This window comes from Jeotgalicoccus saudimassiliensis, from assembly GCF_000756715.1.
In the GTDB taxonomy this organism is placed as follows: Bacteria; Bacillota; Bacilli; order Staphylococcales; family Salinicoccaceae; genus Jeotgalicoccus; species Jeotgalicoccus saudimassiliensis.
Window position 1 is genome coordinate 71,929 of sequence record NZ_CCSE01000001.1, and the last position, 19,278, is coordinate 91,206.

At 44.8% G+C, this 19,278-nt stretch carries 20 protein-coding genes; 15 read left to right on the forward strand and 5 right to left on the reverse strand.

Annotated elements, in window-relative coordinates:
- Window positions 1-217 precede the first annotated feature (217 nt).
- From RZ44_RS00375 to RZ44_RS00400, 6 genes are all read left to right on the forward strand, one after another.
- On the forward strand, window positions 218-1,888 hold the full coding sequence (locus tag RZ44_RS00375) for a glutathione ABC transporter substrate-binding protein (RefSeq protein WP_035807368.1): 1,671 nt from the start codon (window positions 218-220) through the stop codon (window positions 1,886-1,888).
- Between the two features lie 240 nt (window positions 1,889-2,128).
- Window positions 2,129-3,808, forward strand: coding sequence for a glutathione ABC transporter substrate-binding protein (locus RZ44_RS00380; protein ID WP_035807370.1), 1,680 nt, complete (start codon window positions 2,129-2,131; stop codon window positions 3,806-3,808).
- 296 nt (window positions 3,809-4,104) lie between these two features.
- Complete coding sequence (locus RZ44_RS00385) at window positions 4,105-5,787, forward strand: glutathione ABC transporter substrate-binding protein (RefSeq protein WP_035807371.1); 1,683 nt, start codon at window positions 4,105-4,107, stop codon at window positions 5,785-5,787.
- A gap of 109 nt (window positions 5,788-5,896) precedes the next feature.
- Window positions 5,897-6,184, forward strand: coding sequence for a hypothetical protein (locus RZ44_RS00390; RefSeq protein ID WP_035807372.1), 288 nt, complete (start codon window positions 5,897-5,899; stop codon window positions 6,182-6,184).
- A 13-nt stretch (window positions 6,185-6,197) separates the two neighbouring features.
- Window positions 6,198-6,533 (forward strand): hypothetical protein, encoded by a 336-nt coding sequence (locus tag RZ44_RS00395; RefSeq protein ID WP_035807374.1) that lies wholly within the window; start codon window positions 6,198-6,200, stop codon window positions 6,531-6,533.
- A 19-nt stretch (window positions 6,534-6,552) separates the two neighbouring features.
- The gene (locus RZ44_RS00400) at window positions 6,553-7,116 is read left to right on the forward strand and encodes a GNAT family N-acetyltransferase (RefSeq protein ID WP_052108692.1); all 564 of its coding nucleotides are present in this window, start codon (window positions 6,553-6,555) and stop codon (window positions 7,114-7,116) included.
- Between the two features lie 26 nt (window positions 7,117-7,142).
- On the opposite strand, the gene RZ44_RS00405 is transcribed toward RZ44_RS00400, so the two are convergent.
- Together RZ44_RS00405 and RZ44_RS00410 are read right to left on the reverse strand one after the other, a co-directional pair.
- Complete coding sequence (locus RZ44_RS00405; protein WP_035807376.1) at window positions 7,143-7,724, reverse strand: LOG family protein; 582 nt, start codon at window positions 7,722-7,724, stop codon at window positions 7,143-7,145.
- A 26-nt stretch (window positions 7,725-7,750) separates the two neighbouring features.
- Window positions 7,751-8,728: a hypothetical protein gene (locus RZ44_RS00410; protein ID WP_035807377.1), complete on the reverse strand. Its 978-nt coding sequence runs from the start codon at window positions 8,726-8,728 to the stop codon at window positions 7,751-7,753.
- Between the two features lie 137 nt (window positions 8,729-8,865).
- On the opposite strand from RZ44_RS00410, the gene RZ44_RS00415 reads away from it, so the two are divergent.
- Window positions 8,866-9,549: a DUF542 domain-containing protein gene (locus tag RZ44_RS00415; RefSeq protein ID WP_035807379.1), complete on the forward strand. Its 684-nt coding sequence runs from the start codon at window positions 8,866-8,868 to the stop codon at window positions 9,547-9,549.
- Between the two features lie 378 nt (window positions 9,550-9,927).
- Here the strand turns inward: RZ44_RS00415 and pnpS are convergent, their stop codons facing one another.
- Both pnpS and RZ44_RS00425 read right to left on the reverse strand, forming a co-directional pair.
- Entirely contained in the window at window positions 9,928-11,706 is a 1,779-nt protein-coding gene (gene pnpS / locus RZ44_RS00420; RefSeq protein ID WP_035807381.1) for a two-component system histidine kinase PnpS, read from the reverse strand.
- Window positions 11,707-12,399, reverse strand: a complete 693-nt coding sequence (locus RZ44_RS00425; RefSeq protein WP_035807382.1) for a response regulator transcription factor — start codon at window positions 12,397-12,399, stop codon at window positions 11,707-11,709.
- Window positions 12,400-12,607: 208 nt separating this feature from the next.
- On the opposite strand from RZ44_RS00425, the gene RZ44_RS00430 reads away from it, so the two are divergent.
- Together RZ44_RS00430 and RZ44_RS00435 are read left to right on the forward strand one after the other, a co-directional pair.
- Entirely contained in the window at window positions 12,608-13,609 is a 1,002-nt protein-coding gene (locus RZ44_RS00430) for a ThiF family adenylyltransferase (protein WP_035807383.1), read from the forward strand.
- 12 nt (window positions 13,610-13,621) lie between these two features.
- Window positions 13,622-14,128, forward strand: coding sequence for a MogA/MoaB family molybdenum cofactor biosynthesis protein (locus RZ44_RS00435; protein WP_035807384.1), 507 nt, complete (start codon window positions 13,622-13,624; stop codon window positions 14,126-14,128).
- Window positions 14,129-14,677: 549 nt separating this feature from the next.
- Here the strand turns inward: RZ44_RS00435 and moaC are convergent.
- Entirely contained in the window at window positions 14,678-15,154 is a 477-nt protein-coding gene (gene moaC / locus RZ44_RS00440; RefSeq protein ID WP_035807385.1) for a cyclic pyranopterin monophosphate synthase MoaC, read from the reverse strand.
- A gap of 100 nt (window positions 15,155-15,254) precedes the next feature.
- Between moaC and RZ44_RS00445 the strand changes: the two genes are divergently transcribed.
- Genes RZ44_RS00445 through moaA form a run of 6 tightly spaced genes read left to right on the forward strand, consistent with a single transcriptional unit; the run spans window position 15,255 to window position 19,256 of the window.
- Window positions 15,255-16,514, forward strand: a complete 1,260-nt coding sequence (locus RZ44_RS00445; protein ID WP_035807387.1) for a molybdopterin molybdotransferase MoeA — start codon at window positions 15,255-15,257, stop codon at window positions 16,512-16,514.
- Window positions 16,515-16,985 carry a molybdopterin-guanine dinucleotide biosynthesis protein B gene (gene mobB, locus RZ44_RS00450; RefSeq protein WP_035807389.1) on the forward strand — a complete coding sequence of 157 codons (471 nt, stop codon included), beginning with the start codon at window positions 16,515-16,517 and terminating at the stop codon, window positions 16,983-16,985.
- Complete coding sequence (locus RZ44_RS00455; protein ID WP_035807391.1) at window positions 16,972-17,415, forward strand: molybdenum cofactor biosynthesis protein MoaE; 444 nt, start codon at window positions 16,972-16,974, stop codon at window positions 17,413-17,415. The genes mobB and RZ44_RS00455 overlap by 14 nt, the downstream gene beginning before the upstream one ends.
- A 1-nt stretch (window position 17,416) precedes the next feature.
- Entirely contained in the window at window positions 17,417-17,650 is a 234-nt protein-coding gene (locus RZ44_RS00460; RefSeq protein WP_035807393.1) for a MoaD/ThiS family protein, read from the forward strand.
- A gap of 2 nt (window positions 17,651-17,652) precedes the next feature.
- On the forward strand, window positions 17,653-18,219 hold the full coding sequence (gene mobA, locus RZ44_RS00465; protein ID WP_035807395.1) for a molybdenum cofactor guanylyltransferase: 567 nt from the start codon (window positions 17,653-17,655) through the stop codon (window positions 18,217-18,219).
- Between the two features lie 11 nt (window positions 18,220-18,230).
- Window positions 18,231-19,256: a GTP 3',8-cyclase MoaA gene (moaA, locus tag RZ44_RS00470; RefSeq protein WP_035807397.1), complete on the forward strand. Its 1,026-nt coding sequence runs from the start codon at window positions 18,231-18,233 to the stop codon at window positions 19,254-19,256.
- Window positions 19,257-19,278 lie beyond the last annotated feature (22 nt).

Sequence of the window (19,278 nt, forward strand, 5' to 3'; positions counted from 1 at the left end):
GGCACCCGCCGTTGTTAATCCAACGATCCCGATTCACAACAAAAATGAATTTCCACTTCAAACAGTGCTAAATACCATCCCCGTCACCGCCATATTAGTAAGCGTATCCAATAATGAGACTTTTCAGAAATAACGGTTGTACAATTTCATATTCTAGTGTAAAATTCTGAATATTATAAGAAGTTGATTTTGACTTCTGGGAATTGGGGGGAATTAAATGAAAAAGTTTAGTTTTATCGCATTACTCGGTGTATTAATACTTATTCTCGCTGCATGTACTGATGACAGTAATGTGGAAGAGGAAGCGACTGAAGGTGAAGAGACTGCTGCCGAAGGCGGTACTCTGACTCTGGCACTACCTAGTGATGCAGTATCGATGGACCCGCATGGCAGTAACGATGTGCCGTCTGAACAAATCCGCGATACAATTTATGAGCCGTTGTTAACTCAGGATGAGAATTTTGAAATCGTTCCTGTTTTAGCTGAAGAGTATGAACAAATTGACGATACAACATGGGAGTTCAAACTCCGTGAAGGTGTGACTTTCCATGATGGCAGTGAATTTAACGCGGAAGTAGTTAAAGCGAATATCGAACGTGTGAAAGATATAGCGAAGGCATCACCGCGTTCATTCCTGCTCGATATGGTAAGCGAAGTTAATATTATCGACGATTATACTGTTGAACTTGTAACTGAGTATCCATTCGCGCCGCTTGCGAACAACTTAACGCATGGTGCAGGTAAAATGATCAGTAAAGATTTAATCGATGCTGATTACCAGCAGGCACTTGACGAGGCAGGGAGCGATTTATCGCTTGATGAGTATTACGAACTCCGCGACGCAGGCGGAAGTGAGCACGAAGATGTAGCGAATGAAATCAGCGCATATGTCGGCCAGCTTGTTGAATCCGAGCCTGTTGGAACAAACTACTTCAAATTTGATTCAAGAAGCCCCGGTGAACAGACTTCTGTAGTACGCAACGACGACTACTGGGGAGATACTGCACTGCTTGACGGTGTAACGTTCAAAGTAGTATCAGAACCGGGTTCACGTATTGCTGAACTGGAGTCAGGTTCATCAGATGCAATTCTTGCGACACTTTCAAGCAATATTGAACGTGTGGACAGCAACGAAGATGTCACACTGTTACGCAATGAATCAGTATCAATCGACTACATCGGTTTCAATACTGAAAAAGAACCATTCAATGATCCGAAGGTACGCCAGGCAATCACGCACGCATTTGACAGTGAAGCTGTACTTGAAGGGGTTTACAACGGATCAGGTACACCGGCAGAAGCACCACTTGCACCCGGAGTACTTGGTTATTCTGAAGACCTTGAAGGATTAGACTACAATATGGAACGTGCACAGGAACTTCTTAATGAAGCAGGCGTTGAAGACTTAACTATTAACTTAATGGTTAACGATGATAACCCTGAACGTGTCGACGTTGCATTATGGTTACAGGAATCATTAAGCACACTTGGAATTACAGTGAACGTGGAACAAGTTGAGTGGGGTGCATACCTTGCAGCGACTGGTGCAGGTGAACATGATATGTTCATCCTGGGCTGGAGCAACTCAACAGGTGACCCGGATAACGGAATTTCACCATTATTCCACAGCGATAACATCGGTGATACTGGTAACCGTTCATTCTACAACAACCCTGAGCTGGACAGCATTTTAGACGAAGCCCGTCAGTCAACTGAAGAAAGCGAACGCGAACAGCTTTACATGGACGCTCAGCAGATCTTAGTAGACGAGGCACCGGCAATCTTTATCCGCCACGGTGAAAACTTAAATGCACACGGTAATCATGTTGAAGGATTCGAAGGCGATGCATACAACATCTTCGATTTCAGAGGAACTTCAATCCAGTAACAGAATATTAAACACGATAAAGAGCCCGTAACCTTATTGATGAGGTTTGCGGGCTCTTTTGTGTTTTTCCGCCGGACTGGTTTCCTTCGTCAAATCTACGAATTGACCCACCTCTGTCCTGTAGCCTGAACGCACAATCTTCCTGTAAAAAACTTCAATTTTTTATCGTACACCGAAATATTTTCCGCGCAACAGGGTATTAGTGATATAAAACTAAATAAAAATCCGGAGGGGTTGTTCATGAAGAGGTTTGGTTTTATTTCACTGACAGTATTTTTACTGTTCATTCTCGCGGCATGTACAGATGACAGCAATGTTGATGAAGAGGCAGGAAGCAGCGATTCAGGTAACTCTGAACAGGGCGGCAATATGACGATTTCAATTCCGTCGGATATTGTGTCGCTTGATCCGCACGGCAGCAACGATGATCCGTCGGAACAGATTAGGGACACCATTTACGAACCGCTTGTTACTCACGATGAGGATTTAAAGCTCGTCCCGGCGCTTGCCGAAGAGTACGAACAGGTCGATGAGACAACGTGGCGTTTTAAATTGCGTGAAGGTGTCAAGTTCCACGACGGCAGTGATTTTAATGCTGACGTTGTTAAAGCGAATATTGAACGTATTCAGGATCCGGCAAGAGCATCTGCCCGTGAGTCGTATTTTGATATGGTCGGCGAAATAAACATTATTGATGATTACAATATAGAACTCGTTACTGAATATCCATATGCGCCGCTCTTAAATAATTTATCCCACGGCGCAGGGAAGATGATCAGTAAAGAACTAATCGACGCAGATTATCAAAATGCACTTGAACAGGCGGAAAGTAATTTATCGCTTGAAGAATATTACGAACTCAGAAACAGAGGCGGCGAAGAACACGGACAAGTTGTTGAAGACATCAGCCAGTATGTTGGTGAGAAAGTTGAAACCGGACCGGTAGGCACGAACTACTTTAAGTTTGAATCAAGAAATCCGGGTGAAGAAACAGTTGTTTCACGTAATGATGATTACTGGGATACTCCGGCGCTGCTCGATGACATTACATTTAAAGTCGTCACAGAACCGGCATCCCGTATCGCAGAACTTGAATCGGGCTCATCCGATGCAATTATTTCCACATTAACGAGCAACACCGATCGTGTGGAACAGACGGACGGCATGACATTAATGCGCAGTGATGCGGTCAACGTTGACTACATCGGCTTTAATACGAGCAAAGCACCATTTGATGATCCGAAAATCCGTCAGGCAATCTCACATGCGTTCAACAGTGAAGCTGTACTCGATGGTGTATATAACGGTTCCGGCATGCCGGCTAATGGACCATTGGCACCGGTCCTGCTCGGTTATTCTGAAGAACTCCAGGGGCGGGAATATGATATGGCACGTGCAGAAGAACTGCTCGCTGAAGCAGGCGCTGAAGACTTAACGATAAATCTTATGGTGAACGATGATAATCCTGAACGACTGGACGTTGCATTGTGGCTGCAGGAATCATTAAATGAAATTGGCGTCACGCTGAACGTGGAGCAGGTCGAGTGGGGTGCGTATCTCGATGCTACTGGTAACGCCGAACATGACATGTTTATCCTCGGATGGGGTAACACAACCGGCGACCCCGATGAGACGATTACGTCGCTGTATCATACGGATAACGCCGGCAATAACGGCAACCGTGCTTTTTACAGCAATCCTGAACTCGATGAGATTTTAGACAATGCGCGACAGGAAACTGACGAAGCAGTACGTGAACAAATGTACATCGACGCACAGGAAATCATTATACAAGAAGCGCCGTCGATCTTTATCCGTCACGGAGAATATTTGAATGCGCATAACAGCGATGTTCATGAATTTAAAGCGAACGGTTTCAATATGCTAGATTTCAGTGAAACTTATATCGACGGGGAGTAAGTATAAAATTTCACAATACAGTTGTGACAATGTGAAATGTCACAGCTGTATTATTTTAACTGTATCAATTATGCACACACTCATAAAATTACTTGAAAGCGCTTTATTTTGAATAAAAGTAATGCTATAGTGATAGGTGGCTAGGATTTGATAAGTTAACAGCAAATAATTATGGTGTTAATATTTTCAAAATTCGAGCTTGTAAGAAAAATTGTTTTACGGTAGTATTATAAGAGTGAAATTTTAGGATTCTAAATAGTCTTAAAATTTAAAACTATTTGAGGGGGAAATACATAATGAAAAGCCTTAAGCAAATGCTTACTTTAGGTTTAGTGCTGATGTTCACATTAGTACTGGCAGCTTGTACAAGCGACAGCGACGTTGAACCGGAATCGGAAGACGGCGCAGCTGAAGGTACACCGGCCGGCGGCCAGGATCTTGTTATCTCTGAAATGAGTGACATCGTATCAATGGACCCGCACGGTAATAACGACGTACCATCATCAAACGTACGTTACAACTTATACAACGGACTGACTGTCCTGAATGAAAATATGGAAGTGGAACCCGGTCTTGCGACTGAATGGGAACCTGTAGATGACACAACATGGAGCTTTACTCTCCGTGACGATGTTACATTCCATGACGGCACACCTTTCAACGCTGAAGCTGTTGTTGCCAACCTTAACCGTGTTCTTGACCCGGCTATGGCATCACCTCGTATGTTCTTATACGAAATGATTACAGACGTTGAAGCAGTAGACGAGTACACAGTTGAAATTACTACTGAATATCCGTTTGCACCATTACTTGCACACCTTGCACACGATGGCGGCGGAATGATCAGTAAAGATGTTATCGATGCAGATTACCAGCAGGCACTTGATGCTGCCGGTGAAGATATGACTGCAGAAGAGTACTACGAATTACGCGACAGCGGCGAAGCTGAAGAAGTACAGGATGCTATTTCATCTGATCTTGGTCAGTATGTTACAGAAAATCCTGTAGGAACAGGCGCATTCAAATTGCAGGAACGCACACCGGGTGAACAGGTTGTACTTGAACGCAACGACGATTACTTCGGTGAAGTGGCAACACTTGATACGGTAACGTTCAAAGTAGTTCCGGAAACAGCTTCACGTATTGCTGAAATCGAAGCAGGCACTTCACACGTTGCAGGTGCTGTAGAATCAAGCAACGCAGACCGTATTGCTAACGGCGCAGATACTGAACTTGACGAAACTGAGTCAATGTCACTTTCTTACATTGGTTACAACACCGAAAAAGAACCATTAAATGATCCAAAAGTACGTCAGGCAATTTCTTACGCAATTGACCGTGAAGAAATTATTAACGGTGTATACGACGGCGTAGGTATTCCGGCTAACGGACCACTTGCTCCAGGTGTATTCGGTTACGACGAAAACGTTGAAGGTATCAGCTATGACCTTGACCGTGCGAAAGAATTAATGGCAGAAGCAGGATACGAAGACGGTTTCGATGTGTCAATTCTGACTAACGATTCACCGGAACGTGTTAACACTGCAATCTACTTGCAGGAATCACTTCAGGACATCGGTATTAACTTAGAAGTTCAGCAGATGGAGTGGGGCGCGTACTTAGAAGAAACTGCAGCCGGTAACCACGACATGTTCATCCTTGGCTGGTCAACTGTAACAGGTGACGCGGACTACGGTACTTACCCATTATTCCACTCATCAATGCATGGTGATCCGGGTAACCGTTCATTCTTATCAGACGATAAAGTGGACGAATTACTTGAAGCGGGACGTCGTGAAACAGACGAAGAAGCACGTCTGCAAATCTACTCTGAACTTCAGGAACAGCTGGTTGAAGCAGCGCCAATGGCGTACATTCACCACCAGAATTACCTGACAGGCCTAAACAGCAATGTTAAAGGTTTCTGGGTTGATGCACAGGGTATTTATCATGTAGATCAGGTAACAATTGAAGAATAGTAAAATATTGAAGAACCCGGCAGAATTTTGCCGGGTTCTTTTCTATAAAATTTAAAAACAGGCATATGAATGGTATAATATTGGGTAAGATAAACTATAGGTGGATATAATGAAAAAACTGATGATGCTAATACTTGTACTGGGACTTGCAGCGTGCAGCGGTGAAGCCACCCAGGCAGAAAAAGATCTTGAAAATATCAACAAGGAAATCACTGAGCTGGAAGAAAACATTAACAATATGCAGGGTGACAATGAAGAACTCCAGCAAAAAGTTGATGCAAAAGAATCAGAGCTCGAAGAACTCGAGAAGGAATTCGAAGAAAACCAGCAGCCTGATGAAGAGGGAAAAGCTGAGGAATCAGCAGAAACTGAAGAAGATAAAGAAAACGAAGAGTAAAGGAGTTTTATGAATGCATGAAGAGAAATTTTATTTAATAGAAGGAAAAAAAATGAAGCTCGAAGAACTGGCGAAGGAAATTGAATCGGCAACCGGCGGCCAGCTGGAAGATGTCCGTGGTTCAATCAACCGTGTAGTCGTTAAGAAACCGGCGCCGGAACAAGGCTTTGAAGCATTTAACCTTACGTTTAAAATGAAACATACAGTAGATCTCGTCGATGCAGTTGTGACGACTGACAACAAGAAGAAAAATCTTTCAGACTACGACTTCGAAAACAATGAATTTACCGTGCGTTTAATCAGCTACATCCGCCGCGATGTGCCGATGAAAAATGAAGCAGAACTTTAATAGATTGGCCTGAGGTAAAATGAAGTATATTAAGACCAAACGTCTAATTTTACGCGACTGGCAGGAAAGTGATTTAAAAACATTTATCAGGATGAATCAGGATCCGGATGTCAGACGCTATTTCCCATCTCTTCAGACACCTGAAGAATCTGTTGAATATGCACGCACGGCACAAAAGTGCATTGTTGACAGAGGCTTTGGTCTGTTTGCTGTGGAACGGAAAGATACGAACGAATTTATCGGTTTTACAGGAATTCACGTGCTGGAAGCAGACGGTACACTGGACTTTGATTTTCTGCCGGCCATCGAAATCGGATGGCGGCTTCAGAAGAAACACTGGAACCAGGGATTCGCAACGGAAGCCGCCCGCGGTGTGCTGAAGTTCGTCGAACGCCAGACTGATATTAAAGAAGTGTATGCCTATACGTCAGTACGCAATATTCCATCGATCAATATAATGGAGAAAATCGGCATGGAGCCTGTAAAAACTTTTGACCATCCGGGTATTATGGACGGCCATTCTTTAAAACGGCATGTGCTGTTTAAAAAATCCACACAAAAAGAGCGCAGATTCAAGTTATAACTTTGAATCCACGCTCTTTTTTTTGCTTATTTTAAGTCTTCGTAAGTTCTCACTTTGACAGGAATATACGTTTCGAACCCTGCCAGTATATCGTTCAGATTATCGTGAATGAACAGCATATCGAGATAGCGTTCTTCTAAAAAACCTTCTTCGATCGATTTATAAATAACATTTTTTAAAGCATCGAAATATCCGTCAACATTTAATATGCCGATTGGTTTTTCATGCAGACCGAGCTGGCCCCACGTGAAGACTTCAAAGAACTCTTCAAGCGTGCCGGCACCGCCGGGCATCATAATAATTGCGTCGCCTTCGGCTTCAAGTTCAAGTTTACGCTGGTGCATTGACTGCACGATGCGCATATCACGAACGCCGGGATGGGCAACTTCACGATCGACAAGAAACTGCGGAATTACACCGGTAACGCGGCCGTCTTCAGACAGCGCACCATTTGCGACTGCGCCCATAAGGCCGGTCGCGCCGCCGCCGTAAACGACGGTCAGGTTTTTCTTTGCAGCATCTGCACCAAGTTTATATGCAGCTTTTTCATAGTTTTCGTTTTTGCCGGTTTTTGCCCCGCAAAACACAGTAATTTTTTTAACGTTCATAAAGGTATGCTCCTATGATGTTAAACTTATTTATTAAACATTAACTCTTCGTAGTTTTTAATTGATTTGTCTTTAACGTATGCGCTGCCGTCTGTAACAGTACGCGTACGTTTGTTAGAGTGCTCAAGGTTCATGCGGCGGTGTTTATTGAATAAGTTATTACTGTTGCGCAGTTCTTCTTTTTCTTTTTTCTTCTCTGCAACGTATTTGTCACGTGCCGCACTGCGCGGATCTAAGATGTTTTTGTGCTGCTGGCGAAGTGGCAAAGTCTCATCTGGCTGCTCATTGGAATCTCTTGTAAATTCAGTGTTATTGAGAACTTTTTCTTCATTAATTTCCTGGATGTTAGTCATTTTTTCACTGCTTTCATTAATTTGAATTTCGTTACCTGTATATGGTACCAGTTCGTTCTGAACTTTGTCATCTTCCAGCGTGTTTTCAGGCTCTTCTTCAATGTCTTCAAACATGTACATTTCGCCGTAATCCGGTTCCTGATTGTCAGGTTCCGTCAGTTTGCCGGTGTTAATGTCCGGAGTTTCTTCGCTGGCATCCATCAATTCATCTGACACAGTCATACCGTCTTTAATTTCTTCGGCAGATTTCTCACTGTGCGACTGGAAGATTTTTGGTACGAATGAACGGCTTTTATCGTCATTATCCGCATTGCGTTTTTCTTTATGAGCTGCCTTGTCTTTTTCAAAACGTTTTTCTAAAGATTCTTCTTTTTCGAGACTCTTCCGGTAGCTTTTAACTTCTTTGTTGTAGCTGCGCTCCTCTAGTGTATTGCTCACTTTCGAGCCGATATTCTGTGCTGTGTTTTTAGTCGTTTCATAAGCAGTTGATGCAGCATCTGTCGTACTGTCTTTCACGCGATTGTATACAGATTCCGATACCGAGCCAAGTTTCTGCATGTCCGGATGTTTCGTTATCTTTTTACGTTCATTAAATAATGGCACTGCAATTAATGGTATTATTGTCGCTAACATTTTTAATTTTTTGTTCACTGGGACTGACCTCCATATAAATAGCTGTTTAGATTAATTATACAATACCCTCGGGAATAATGAATTAAACGAATATCGAGGTTTAAATAATTTCATTTAATGGTATGAATATAAAGAATAGACGAGGAGGATTCAACATGTCAAATATAAATGAAACGATGAAATTAAAAGATATTTTATTTAAAGTGCCGGCGGCTACGGGCGTTTTCCGCGAAATTGATATCGACTTTGTGAATCACGGAGACCGCACATTAAAAGAAGCACATGAAGAAGGTAATTTTAATCTGGAAAATATTTTATATGAATTAAATGAACTGGATAAAGAGCGCATCGATGGCATCGATGTGTCGTACATGGATCAGATCAGCATTATTAAGTATATTGAACGCAAATACTACGAGGACCTGCTCGACGAGCTGCCAGTATTAAATGATTACGTTGAAAAACTTAGCAAGCAGTATAAAAAAGAAGATGTCGAATACGATAAAGCAGCCGAACTCTTCTATAATATTTACCGGGAAATGACGGTTCATATCGAAACGGAACAGTCGGATGTATATCCGCTGCTGCTCACGTATTACGAAGAAAATAGTGATGTCGTATATGAAGCATTGAAACCGCATATTACAAGACTGCTGGATGAACACAAAAACATCGTCAACTGGTTCAAGCAGATCCGTTCGCTGACAAACGGCTACACACCGGTTGACAGCAACGAACCATTAAACGTCTTTGTAATGAAAAAACTCGAAGAAAACGAAGAAAATATTATGACCCTGCTTCATCTCGAGAACAACCTGCTGTTTACGCCGTTTAGATAAATTAGAGATATGAAAACCCGCTCGTGTGAGCGGGTTTTTGTTGTTTTATGGTGATGTAGAGGCGTAGGGATTTCGACAATGATCCGATGGGAGAGCTGCCGGGTCGTTGTGAGAATCAAAATGGCACGATAGAGTGTTCAACGACCCGTAACATGACCTCACGGGTTGAAGAACACCCCTCATCTGCCCGCAACATCGTCTCACGGGTTGAAGAACACCCCTCATCTGCCTGTAACATCGTCTCACGGGTTGAAGAACACCCCTCATCTGCCCGCAACATCGTCTCACAGGCGGATGAGCCCCAAAAACTTCCCAGACCCAACCAAAAAACCGGACGCATCTCCTGCGTCCGGCATCCACAAATCCATAATGTAATCTCTAACCCTGCGTCTTCGGCAGTTCCACCGTAAATGTGGAACCGACGCCTTCCACGCTTTTGACGAATATTTTCCCGTCGTGGGATTCGACCAAGTGTTTCACAATAGCTAAGCCAAGTCCGGTACCGCCGGAGTGGCGGCTCCGGGCTTTATCGACGCGGTAAAAGCGTTCAAATAACCGGTCGAGTGATTCTTCCGGTATGCCCATTCCGGTGTCGCGCACCGAAATTACAACCTTAGATGTGCGTTCTTCAACATTGATAAAAATCTCGCCGTTATCCGATGTGTAGTTCACCGCATTTGCCACCAGATTCAGCACGATTTGGCCAAGTCTGTCTTTATCGGCTTCAACGTGAACCGGTCCAGCCGAATCATCCGGCATGTGCAGCGTAATATTTTTATCGCGTGCGAACTTGGATATCGTCTGCGTTGAGTTGTGAATAATTTCATTCACGTTGACTTCAGTTATCTTCAGCGGCATTGCCTGCTTTTCAATTTTCGACAGCTCAAGCAGGTCCGTAATCAGACGGTTTAAGCGCTCGCTTTCATCGTAAATAATCTGCAGGAACTGCTTCGCTGTCGTTTCATCCGGCACATCGCCGCTCAGGAGTGTTTCAGCAAAGCCTTTCACCGAAGTAATCGGTGTCTTCAGCTCGTGCGACACATTAGCAACGAATTCACTGCGCATTTTCTCTAAGCGTCTGATAGCAGTAATATCATGCAGTACTATAATCGCCCCGCGCTGCTGCCAGCCCTGACTGTAGTAAGGCGCAATATGCACGTCCAGAATGCGTTCTTCCGGGAAGTAAATATGGGCTTCGTCATGCCGCTTCACATTGTCTTCAATCACTGTTTCAATTAAATGATCGATACCGAGCGGACCGAATACATAGCTGTATTCCTTGCCTGTAATTTTCGAAGTGTGTTTCGATAAAAATCGCTCTGTTGCATGGTTCGTCAAATCGACGAAGCCTTTATCGTCAATCAGTACAACGCCGCTCACCAGGTTCGACAGTATACTGTTTAACTGCTTTTCGCTTTCTTCTATTTCATTCACATGCGCCTGCAGACTTGCCGCGAGCGCGTTAACGGATGTATTTAAATTACCGATTTCCCCGGAATAGTCTGCATTGATGCGCGCACTGTAGTCTTTGTTCTGCAGGCGCTTCGTTACGTTAATCACTCTGTTAATCGGCTTCGTAATGTTATAGCTTAACAGTGCGGCGGAAATTACAGAAACGAGCAGAATGATAAACAGAATTGCGCTCAGCGTCGTCCAGATGGCACTGATGGCATTATCGATTGATTCTGTCGTAATAGACGTTCTGACGGCACCGATAATTTCACCATCGGCTTTAACCGGAATCGCGACGTACATCATCGACGTATCCTTCGTATCACTGAGACGTGTCGATGTTCCGACGTCCTGATTGCGCACGAGCACCGCATCGATTTCCGGGCGGTCAATATGATTATCCATCGATTCAATATTACTTTCAGAATCGGCAATGACCGTGCCATCTTTCCCGATAATCGTATAGCGGAGTGTAATCTCCTCATTAAAGTGACTCGTCCATTCATTCAACAGTTCACGGTCCTCATCGAGTCCGCCGAGCGAAATGACCTCCGTCAGCAGCTGGGCGTTTTCTATCAGATGTTCTTCTGTCATATCCTTATATGTATTCTGTATGATTGAGCTGATAAAAAACCACAATACGAAAACAAATATAATCGATAATATTAAATACGATCCTGTGATTTTAAGCCACAGTCTCTGCATTTAATCCTGTCCTTCCATCTTATACCCGAAGCCGCGGATTGTTCTGATATATACCGGCTGCTTCGTGTCCGCTTCAATTTTTTCACGCAGGTGGCTGATGTGCACATCCACAATACGTGTATCGCCGTCGTAATGGAAATCCCACACGCCGTTTAACAGCTGGTCACGGCTTAATACTTTGCCGCGGTGGTTTGCCAGATAAAGCAGCAGTTCAAATTCTTTCGGTGTTAATACGAGCTGTTCACCTTTAAACAGCACCATGTATTTATCCGGATGAATTTCCAGTTCGCCGATTTTAATTACTTCATCTTTTGCTTCAGCCGTAACGAGATTCGTGCGGCGTAAAATAGCTTTCACGCGTGCTACCACTTCTCTCGGACTGAACGGTTTGGTCATATAGTCATCGGCGCCGAGCTCGAGACCGAGAATTTTATCGAACTCATCGTCTTTTGCCGTCAGCATTAAAATAGGGGTATTAATTTTTTCCTGGCGGAGTGTTTTACACACATCCATGCCGTCCATGCCCGGCAGCATCAGGTCAAGAACGATTAACGTGAGGTCTTCGTTCGTAGCAATTTCAAGTGCATCGTTGCCGTTCTCAGCTGTGAGTACTTCAAATCCACTCTGTTCCAGGTTGAATTTCAGTAATGTTAAAATTGATGGTTCGTCATCAACGACTAGCAGCTTTTTCATAACTTTAATGCCCTCCGTAAATTTCTATATATTATAACAACTTTATTTTAGCACAATTCATACAATTAACAGACGAACTTTACACCATCTTAACAATCAGCGTGCATGCCCATATATTGTAAATCAATAAAATGATTTCACCGGGTGTCTGTGCTAAAATCAGAGGTGAATAGTTTACTTAAATTTAATATATTAATGAGTGAAAATAATGGATAACAGATATTCAAGACAGTTGCTTTATTCCAATATCGGCGAAGGGGGACAGCGGCTTCTCGGGGAAAAGACAGTCGTTATTGTCGGCCTCGGGGCGCTCGGTTCGCTGTCGTCGGAAATGCTCGCGAGAGCAGGCGTCGGCAGGCTGATTTTAATCGACCGCGACTACGTGGAAGCGACGAACCTGCAGCGCCAGACGTTATACAACGAAGAAGATGCAGCGGAGAAAAAACCGAAAGCCGCTGCCGCACACGACAAGCTGGTAAAAATCAACAGCAGCATCGACATCGAAGTGCATATTGCCCACTGTGATGCAGGACTGATTGAAGCGGTCGCAAAAGATGCGGATCTCATCTTAGACGGAACAGATAACTTCGATACGCGCATGCTGATTAACGACGCGGCATTCAAACACAACATTCCGTGGATATACGCAGCATGCGTCGAAGGTTCGTACTCGAGTGCGGCATTCGTGCCGGGTGACACGCCGTGCTTCAGATGCCTGACACCGGTACTGCCGTCGACAACGCTGACGTGCGATACCGCAGGCATTATCGGGCCGGCAGTTCATATGGCCGTCAGCAATCAGGTCACGACTGCACTTAAAATACTGACAGAGCAGTTTAACGCACCGTACCATTTGCATATCGGCAACGTCTGGGATATGGACTATATGAAATTCAATATCGGCAATATGACAGAAACAGACTGTCCGACATGCCAGACGCATGAATACCCTGAACTGAACCGTACAGAAGCCAATGCGATGAAATTCTGCGGCAGGGATATGATTCAGTTTATCGACGGCAGGCTGACGGAACCAGTCGTTAAAAGTACGCTGAAACAGGCGGACATCGCTTTTAAAGAGACACCGTATTTTATCGAGTTCAATTACGAAGAGACGAGAATCGTCAGTTTTTCTAACGGCAGAATGCTGATGCATAACGTCGAAAATTTAAATAAGGCACGAACGATCGTCAATCAATTATTTGGCTAGGAGCTGATTTTAATGAGTATTGTGGACAGAATAGACAGAGATATTAAAGTGGCGGTACTGACAGTCAGTGACACGCGGGACAAATCAACGGATAAGGGCGGTAAACTCGTCATCGACTACATTCAGAAGATGAACGCATCCGTACCGGAAGAACACTACGAAATCGTCAAAGACGAAATCGGCATCATCCAGAGTGCGGTAAAAAAATACCTCGAACAGGGCGTGGACGCTGTTATCACGACAGGCGGCACAGGCATTGCCCGCCGCGACGTGACAATCGAAGCAGTCACACCATTGTTCGATAAAGACATCCAGGGATTCGGCGAACTCTTCCGCATGCTGAGCTATACAGAAGACATCGGCTCAAGAAGCCTGTTATCAAGAGCAGCAGCCGGCACATACGGCAACCAGCTGATCATCTCACTGCCGGGATCAAGCGGCGCGGTAAAACTCGGCATGGAAAAACTTGTGATGCCCGAACTTAACCACCTGGTTTATGAACTGAATAAGGAAAACTAGGGAGTTGCTGGTCTGAATTAGGTTGTTAGGTCCAACGGGCGGGCGATGACGGGTTGAATCAGCGTGTTTGGTCCAACGAGCGTTCGACGACGGTTCAAATCAGCGTGTTTGGTCCAACGAGCGTTCAACGACGGTCCAAACGAACGTGTTTGGTCCAACGAGCAGCCGACGACGGTTCAAATCAGCGTGTTTGGTCCAACGAGCGTTCGACGACGGTCCAAATCAGCGTGTTTGACCCAACGAGCAGCCGACGACGGTCCAAATCAGCGTGTTTGGTCCAACGAGCAGCCCACGACGGTCCAAATCAGCGTGTTTGGTCCAACGAGCGTTCGACGACGGTTCAAATCAGCGTGTTAGGTCCAACGAGCAGCCGACGACGGTCCAAATCAGCGTGTTTGGTCCAACGAGCAGCCCACGACGGTCCAAAACAAGGCAACTGACCCAACGAGCAGCCGACGACGGACCGCCCAACCGCCCAATCCAACCACAACCCGCACCACCCAACCAAAAAATCCGCCTGCTCACCCGAGCAGACGGATTCAATCATATTTACGCCTTGTAGTCGCCGGATTTTCCGCCTGACTTTTCAAGGAGTTTTGTTTCTTTAATAATCATGCCTTTATCGAGGGCTTTACACATATCATACACGGTCAGTGCGACAGCGCTTGCTGCCGTCAGTGCTTCCATTTCAACGCCGGTTTTGCCCGTCGTTTTCACTGTCGCTTCAATAACGAGCGTATAATCGCCGTCCGTTTCCCAGCGGAACGTGACGTCAACGCCTGACAGTGACAGCGGATGGCACATCGGAATAATCTGATGTGTATTTTTGGCAGCCATGATACCTGCAACCTGCGCGACGCCGAGGACGTCGCCTTTTTTTAACGTACCTTCGGTAATACCGAGGTAAATGTTCTCCGGTACGACGAGCTTCGCCTGTGCTGTGGCACTGCGTTTCGTCACCGATTTATCTGATATGTCGACCATTCTGGCACGGCCTTCTTCATTAAAATGCGTAAAATTGGACATTTTAATCCTCCCATTTAGTACAATAAGTAGTAAGTAATCAAATTATATCAGACATTAAGACAAAACGATAAATATCTTAAACACAGCGAGGATGATAGAAATGACTTTAAACAGAACACCGGTTCATGTAAACGATGCAGTGGCTGAATTGATGAAGCGTGTGAAACCGCTCGGTACGGAAACTGTCAGCTATAACGACAGCTACGGCAGAGTGCTTGCACAGGATTTAACAGCGACGTCCGATGTCCCGTTATTTACTAAATCTGCGATGGACGGTTTTGCGATAAATTCAGCACATTCCACAGGTGCTTCAGGCGACAGCAGAGTTGCTTTCAAAGTAGTGGAGGAAGTACCTGCAGGCAGTTCAAGTGATTACGTGTTAAAAGACAATGAAGCATTCCGTATTATGACCGGTGCGGAAATTCCGGAATCTGCGGATACTGTTGTGATGTTTGAGCAGACGAAAGAAACAGACGAGGGCTTTACGATCCGCCGCGAATTTAAAGCGGGCGAAAACATCGCGCAAAAAGGTGAAGAGTGTAAAGTCGGCGATGTGATCGTCGAAAAAGGTACAATGATCAACCCGGGTACGGTCGCGACACTCGCAACATTCGGCTACAGTGAAGTTGAAGTGTTCAGACAGCCGGTTGTGGGTGTGCTCTCTACAGGCACGGAACTGCTGGAAGTTGAAGACGAGCTTGAGCGCGGGAAAATCCGCAACTCGAATACACCGATGGTACTCGGCCAGCTGAAACGGATGGGCATCGAAGGAAAACACTATAAGCTCGAGACAGATGATTTTGATACGCTGCACACGCGCATTAAGTCGATGCTCGGTGAAGTGGACGTTATTATTACGACAGGCGGTGTATCGGTCGGGGACTACGACCTGCTGCCGAAAATTTACGATGAGCTCGGTGCGGAAGTATTGTTCAACAAAGTGGCAATGCGTCCGGGCAGTGTAACAACCGTCAGTGCTTTAGGCGATAAACTGCTCTTCGGCTTAAGCGGCAACCCGTCAGCATGTTATTCCGGGTTCGAATTATTCGCACGTCCTGCCCTGAATTTAATGCAGGAAGCAGCATTGCCGTTCGCACCAATTGTTGACGCAATACTCGACGAAGACCACCCGAAACCGAATCCGTTCTCGCGCTTTATCCGCGCGGAGCTCTTCTTTAAAGAAGGTAAAATATATGCACGCCCGTCAGGGTTCAATAAATCCAACGCTGTTACATCGATTGCACGAAGCAACGGCGTGATAGTACTGCCGGGTGGAACGCGGGGATTCGTTAAAGGTGACGCGGTTAAAGTGATGATGACCGATGTTACAACCGGCGCAGATAATTTCGGGGTGGAGTAAATGAAAACACTACAGATAGCAGGCTATAAAAACACCGGGAAGACCACTTTGATTCTCGATTTTGTGAAGTTATTAAAACAGCACGGCTATACTGTTGCGATAATTAAACATCACCATCTGGCAGAAGCGGTGCCGAACGATACGGACACCGGACGGTTCTTTGAAGCCGGTGCAGACTACACATCGTTCAATATGCCGGGGCATGCTGTTATGACCGAGCGTCCGGAAAAGCCGCTGACAGTACAGCTGCAGCGGTTCCAGACGGAAGGTGTGGACTTTGTGCTCGTGGAAGGCTACAAAAAGGAAAACTACTCGAAGATTATTCTGACCTACTCATTTACAGAAGGTGAGACAGATATAAATGAAATCGGTCTGACGAACGTGTTAAACCGTTTTGATATGCGTTATGATATGGATAATGCAATGGACTGGTTTAAAGAATGGAGCAATATTGGCGATGAAAATGTTTGAAGTCATATTTGACGAACTGGATATAAACAAGTATCACAAAATGACTGTAAATGAGCACCAGGGTGCTGTATGTACATTTACAGGACACGTCCGCGAATGGACGAAAGGCACGCGTACCGTGCATCTGGAATACGAAGCGTATATTCCGATGGCGGAAAAGATGCTGGCACAGATCGGCGACGAAATATCGGAACGCTGGCCGGGTGTGATTACATCGATCGGCCACCGTATCGGCAAGCTCGAAATTTCCGATATCGCAGTGGTCATCGTGACGAGTTCACCGCACCGTACAGACAGTTACCGTGCAAATGAATACGCAGTGGAACGACTGAAGGAAATCGTTCCGATATGGAAAAAAGAAATTTGGGAAGACGGCGAAGAATGGATTGGCGATTCCCGTAAATATCATCCGGATGTGGAGGAAAACTAATATGGAAATTAAAGTATTTGCAAGTATAAAAGAAAAAATCGGCAGCGACACAATCGACTTATTCGTCGGCGACTCAATTACTGTCGGTGAATTGAAGAACCATATTTTTGTGGATTATCCCGAACTGGACGGTGAAGTGTTCCAGGTCGCTAAAAATGAATCATTTGTAAAAGATGACGAAGTCGTTACATCGGAAGATACAGTGGCATTAATTCCACCGGTAAGCGGCGGCTGAAAATGATTGGTGTTATTTTAGCAGGCGGTAAATCAAGCCGTTTTGGAGAAGATAAGTCACTGTATGAACTGGACGGTAAGCCGATGTATGAACATGTCGCACAATCGTTGAAAAATGTTCAGGCAATAGACGAGATTGTCATCAATACAAATGATAAACTGAAGACAAGCTTTAAAAATTATAAAGTAATTGTCGATGATCCGGGTTATATCGACCACGGTCCGCTCGGCGGACTGTATGCTGCAGCAAAATCGTATCCCGGAGAACCGCTAATGATTATTTCATGCGATACACCGTATGTGGATTCAGCGTGGCTGAATATACTGACGAAAGAAGCTGTGAAAACAGGCAATACGACAATTACGACTGATAACGACAGAGAGCATCCGCTCATCGGAGTGTATCAGCATGACACGCTTGCTGACCTGCTGAAAGGACAGCTAGAGACGAAAAGATTAAGTTTAAAAGCGTTTTTCGAGAATCTCAATGTCGATTACATAAACATTGAGTCCTATAATCTCAATAGTACGACGCTGGTTAATATCAATCGGAAGACTGATATTAAATAAGGAGGAATTACATGGCTCAGGTAGTTACAGATAAATTCGGACGTCCGATCAGGGATTTAAGAATTTCGGTCACTGACAAATGTAACTTCAGATGCCGATACTGCATGCCGAAAGAAATTTTCGGAGATGATTTTGAATTCTTAAAGCGCGAACAGCTGCTTTCATTTGATGAAATTGAAAGGCTCGCAAGAATTTATGCAAGTCTTGGTGTGAAGAAGTTACGCTTAACAGGCGGGGAACCGATGATGAGAAAAGACCTTCATGAGTTAATCGAAAGGTTAACTGTTATCGAAGGGATTGAAGATATCGGTTTAACGACGAACGGACTGCTGCTTAAAAAGCACGGTCAGAAATTATATGATGCGGGACTCAGACGCATCAATATCAGTCTGGATGCAATGGACGACGAACTGTTCGGTAAGATTAACGACCGGGGTATCGGCACGTCGCGCATTCTTGAACAGATCGAGTATGCGATCGGTCTCGGCTTCCAGATTAAAATCAACATGGTTGTGCAAAAAGGCTTAAACGAGCAGGAAATACTGCCGATGGCGAGATACTTTAAAAATCTGCCGGTCACATTGCGCTTCATTGAATTTATGGATGTCGGCAACGACAACGGCTGGAACTTCGAAAAAGTAGTCAGCAAAAAAGAAATACTTGAAACACTGCAGACGGAATTTGACCTTGAACCGCTGGACCCTGCATATTACGGAGAAGTGGCGAAAGTGTACAAACATAACGATGCTGCAGATTCGTACCTCGGTTTTATTACGAGTGTATCGGAAAGCTTCTGCTCAACATGTACGAGAGCAAGACTGTCATCCGACGGTAAATTCTACGGCTGTCTGTTTGCTGTCGACGGTTTCGATATTAAGACACTGATGCGGGATGGCATCAGCGATGAGGAACTGACGAAAGTGCTGACGGGTGTATGGGACAAACGTGATGACCGTTATTCGGAAATCAGAACTGAAATTACAGAAGAAATGCGCCAGAAGAGAAAGAAAATCAACATGAGCTACATCGGCGGATAAATTACGAAAAACGTGAAGGGGA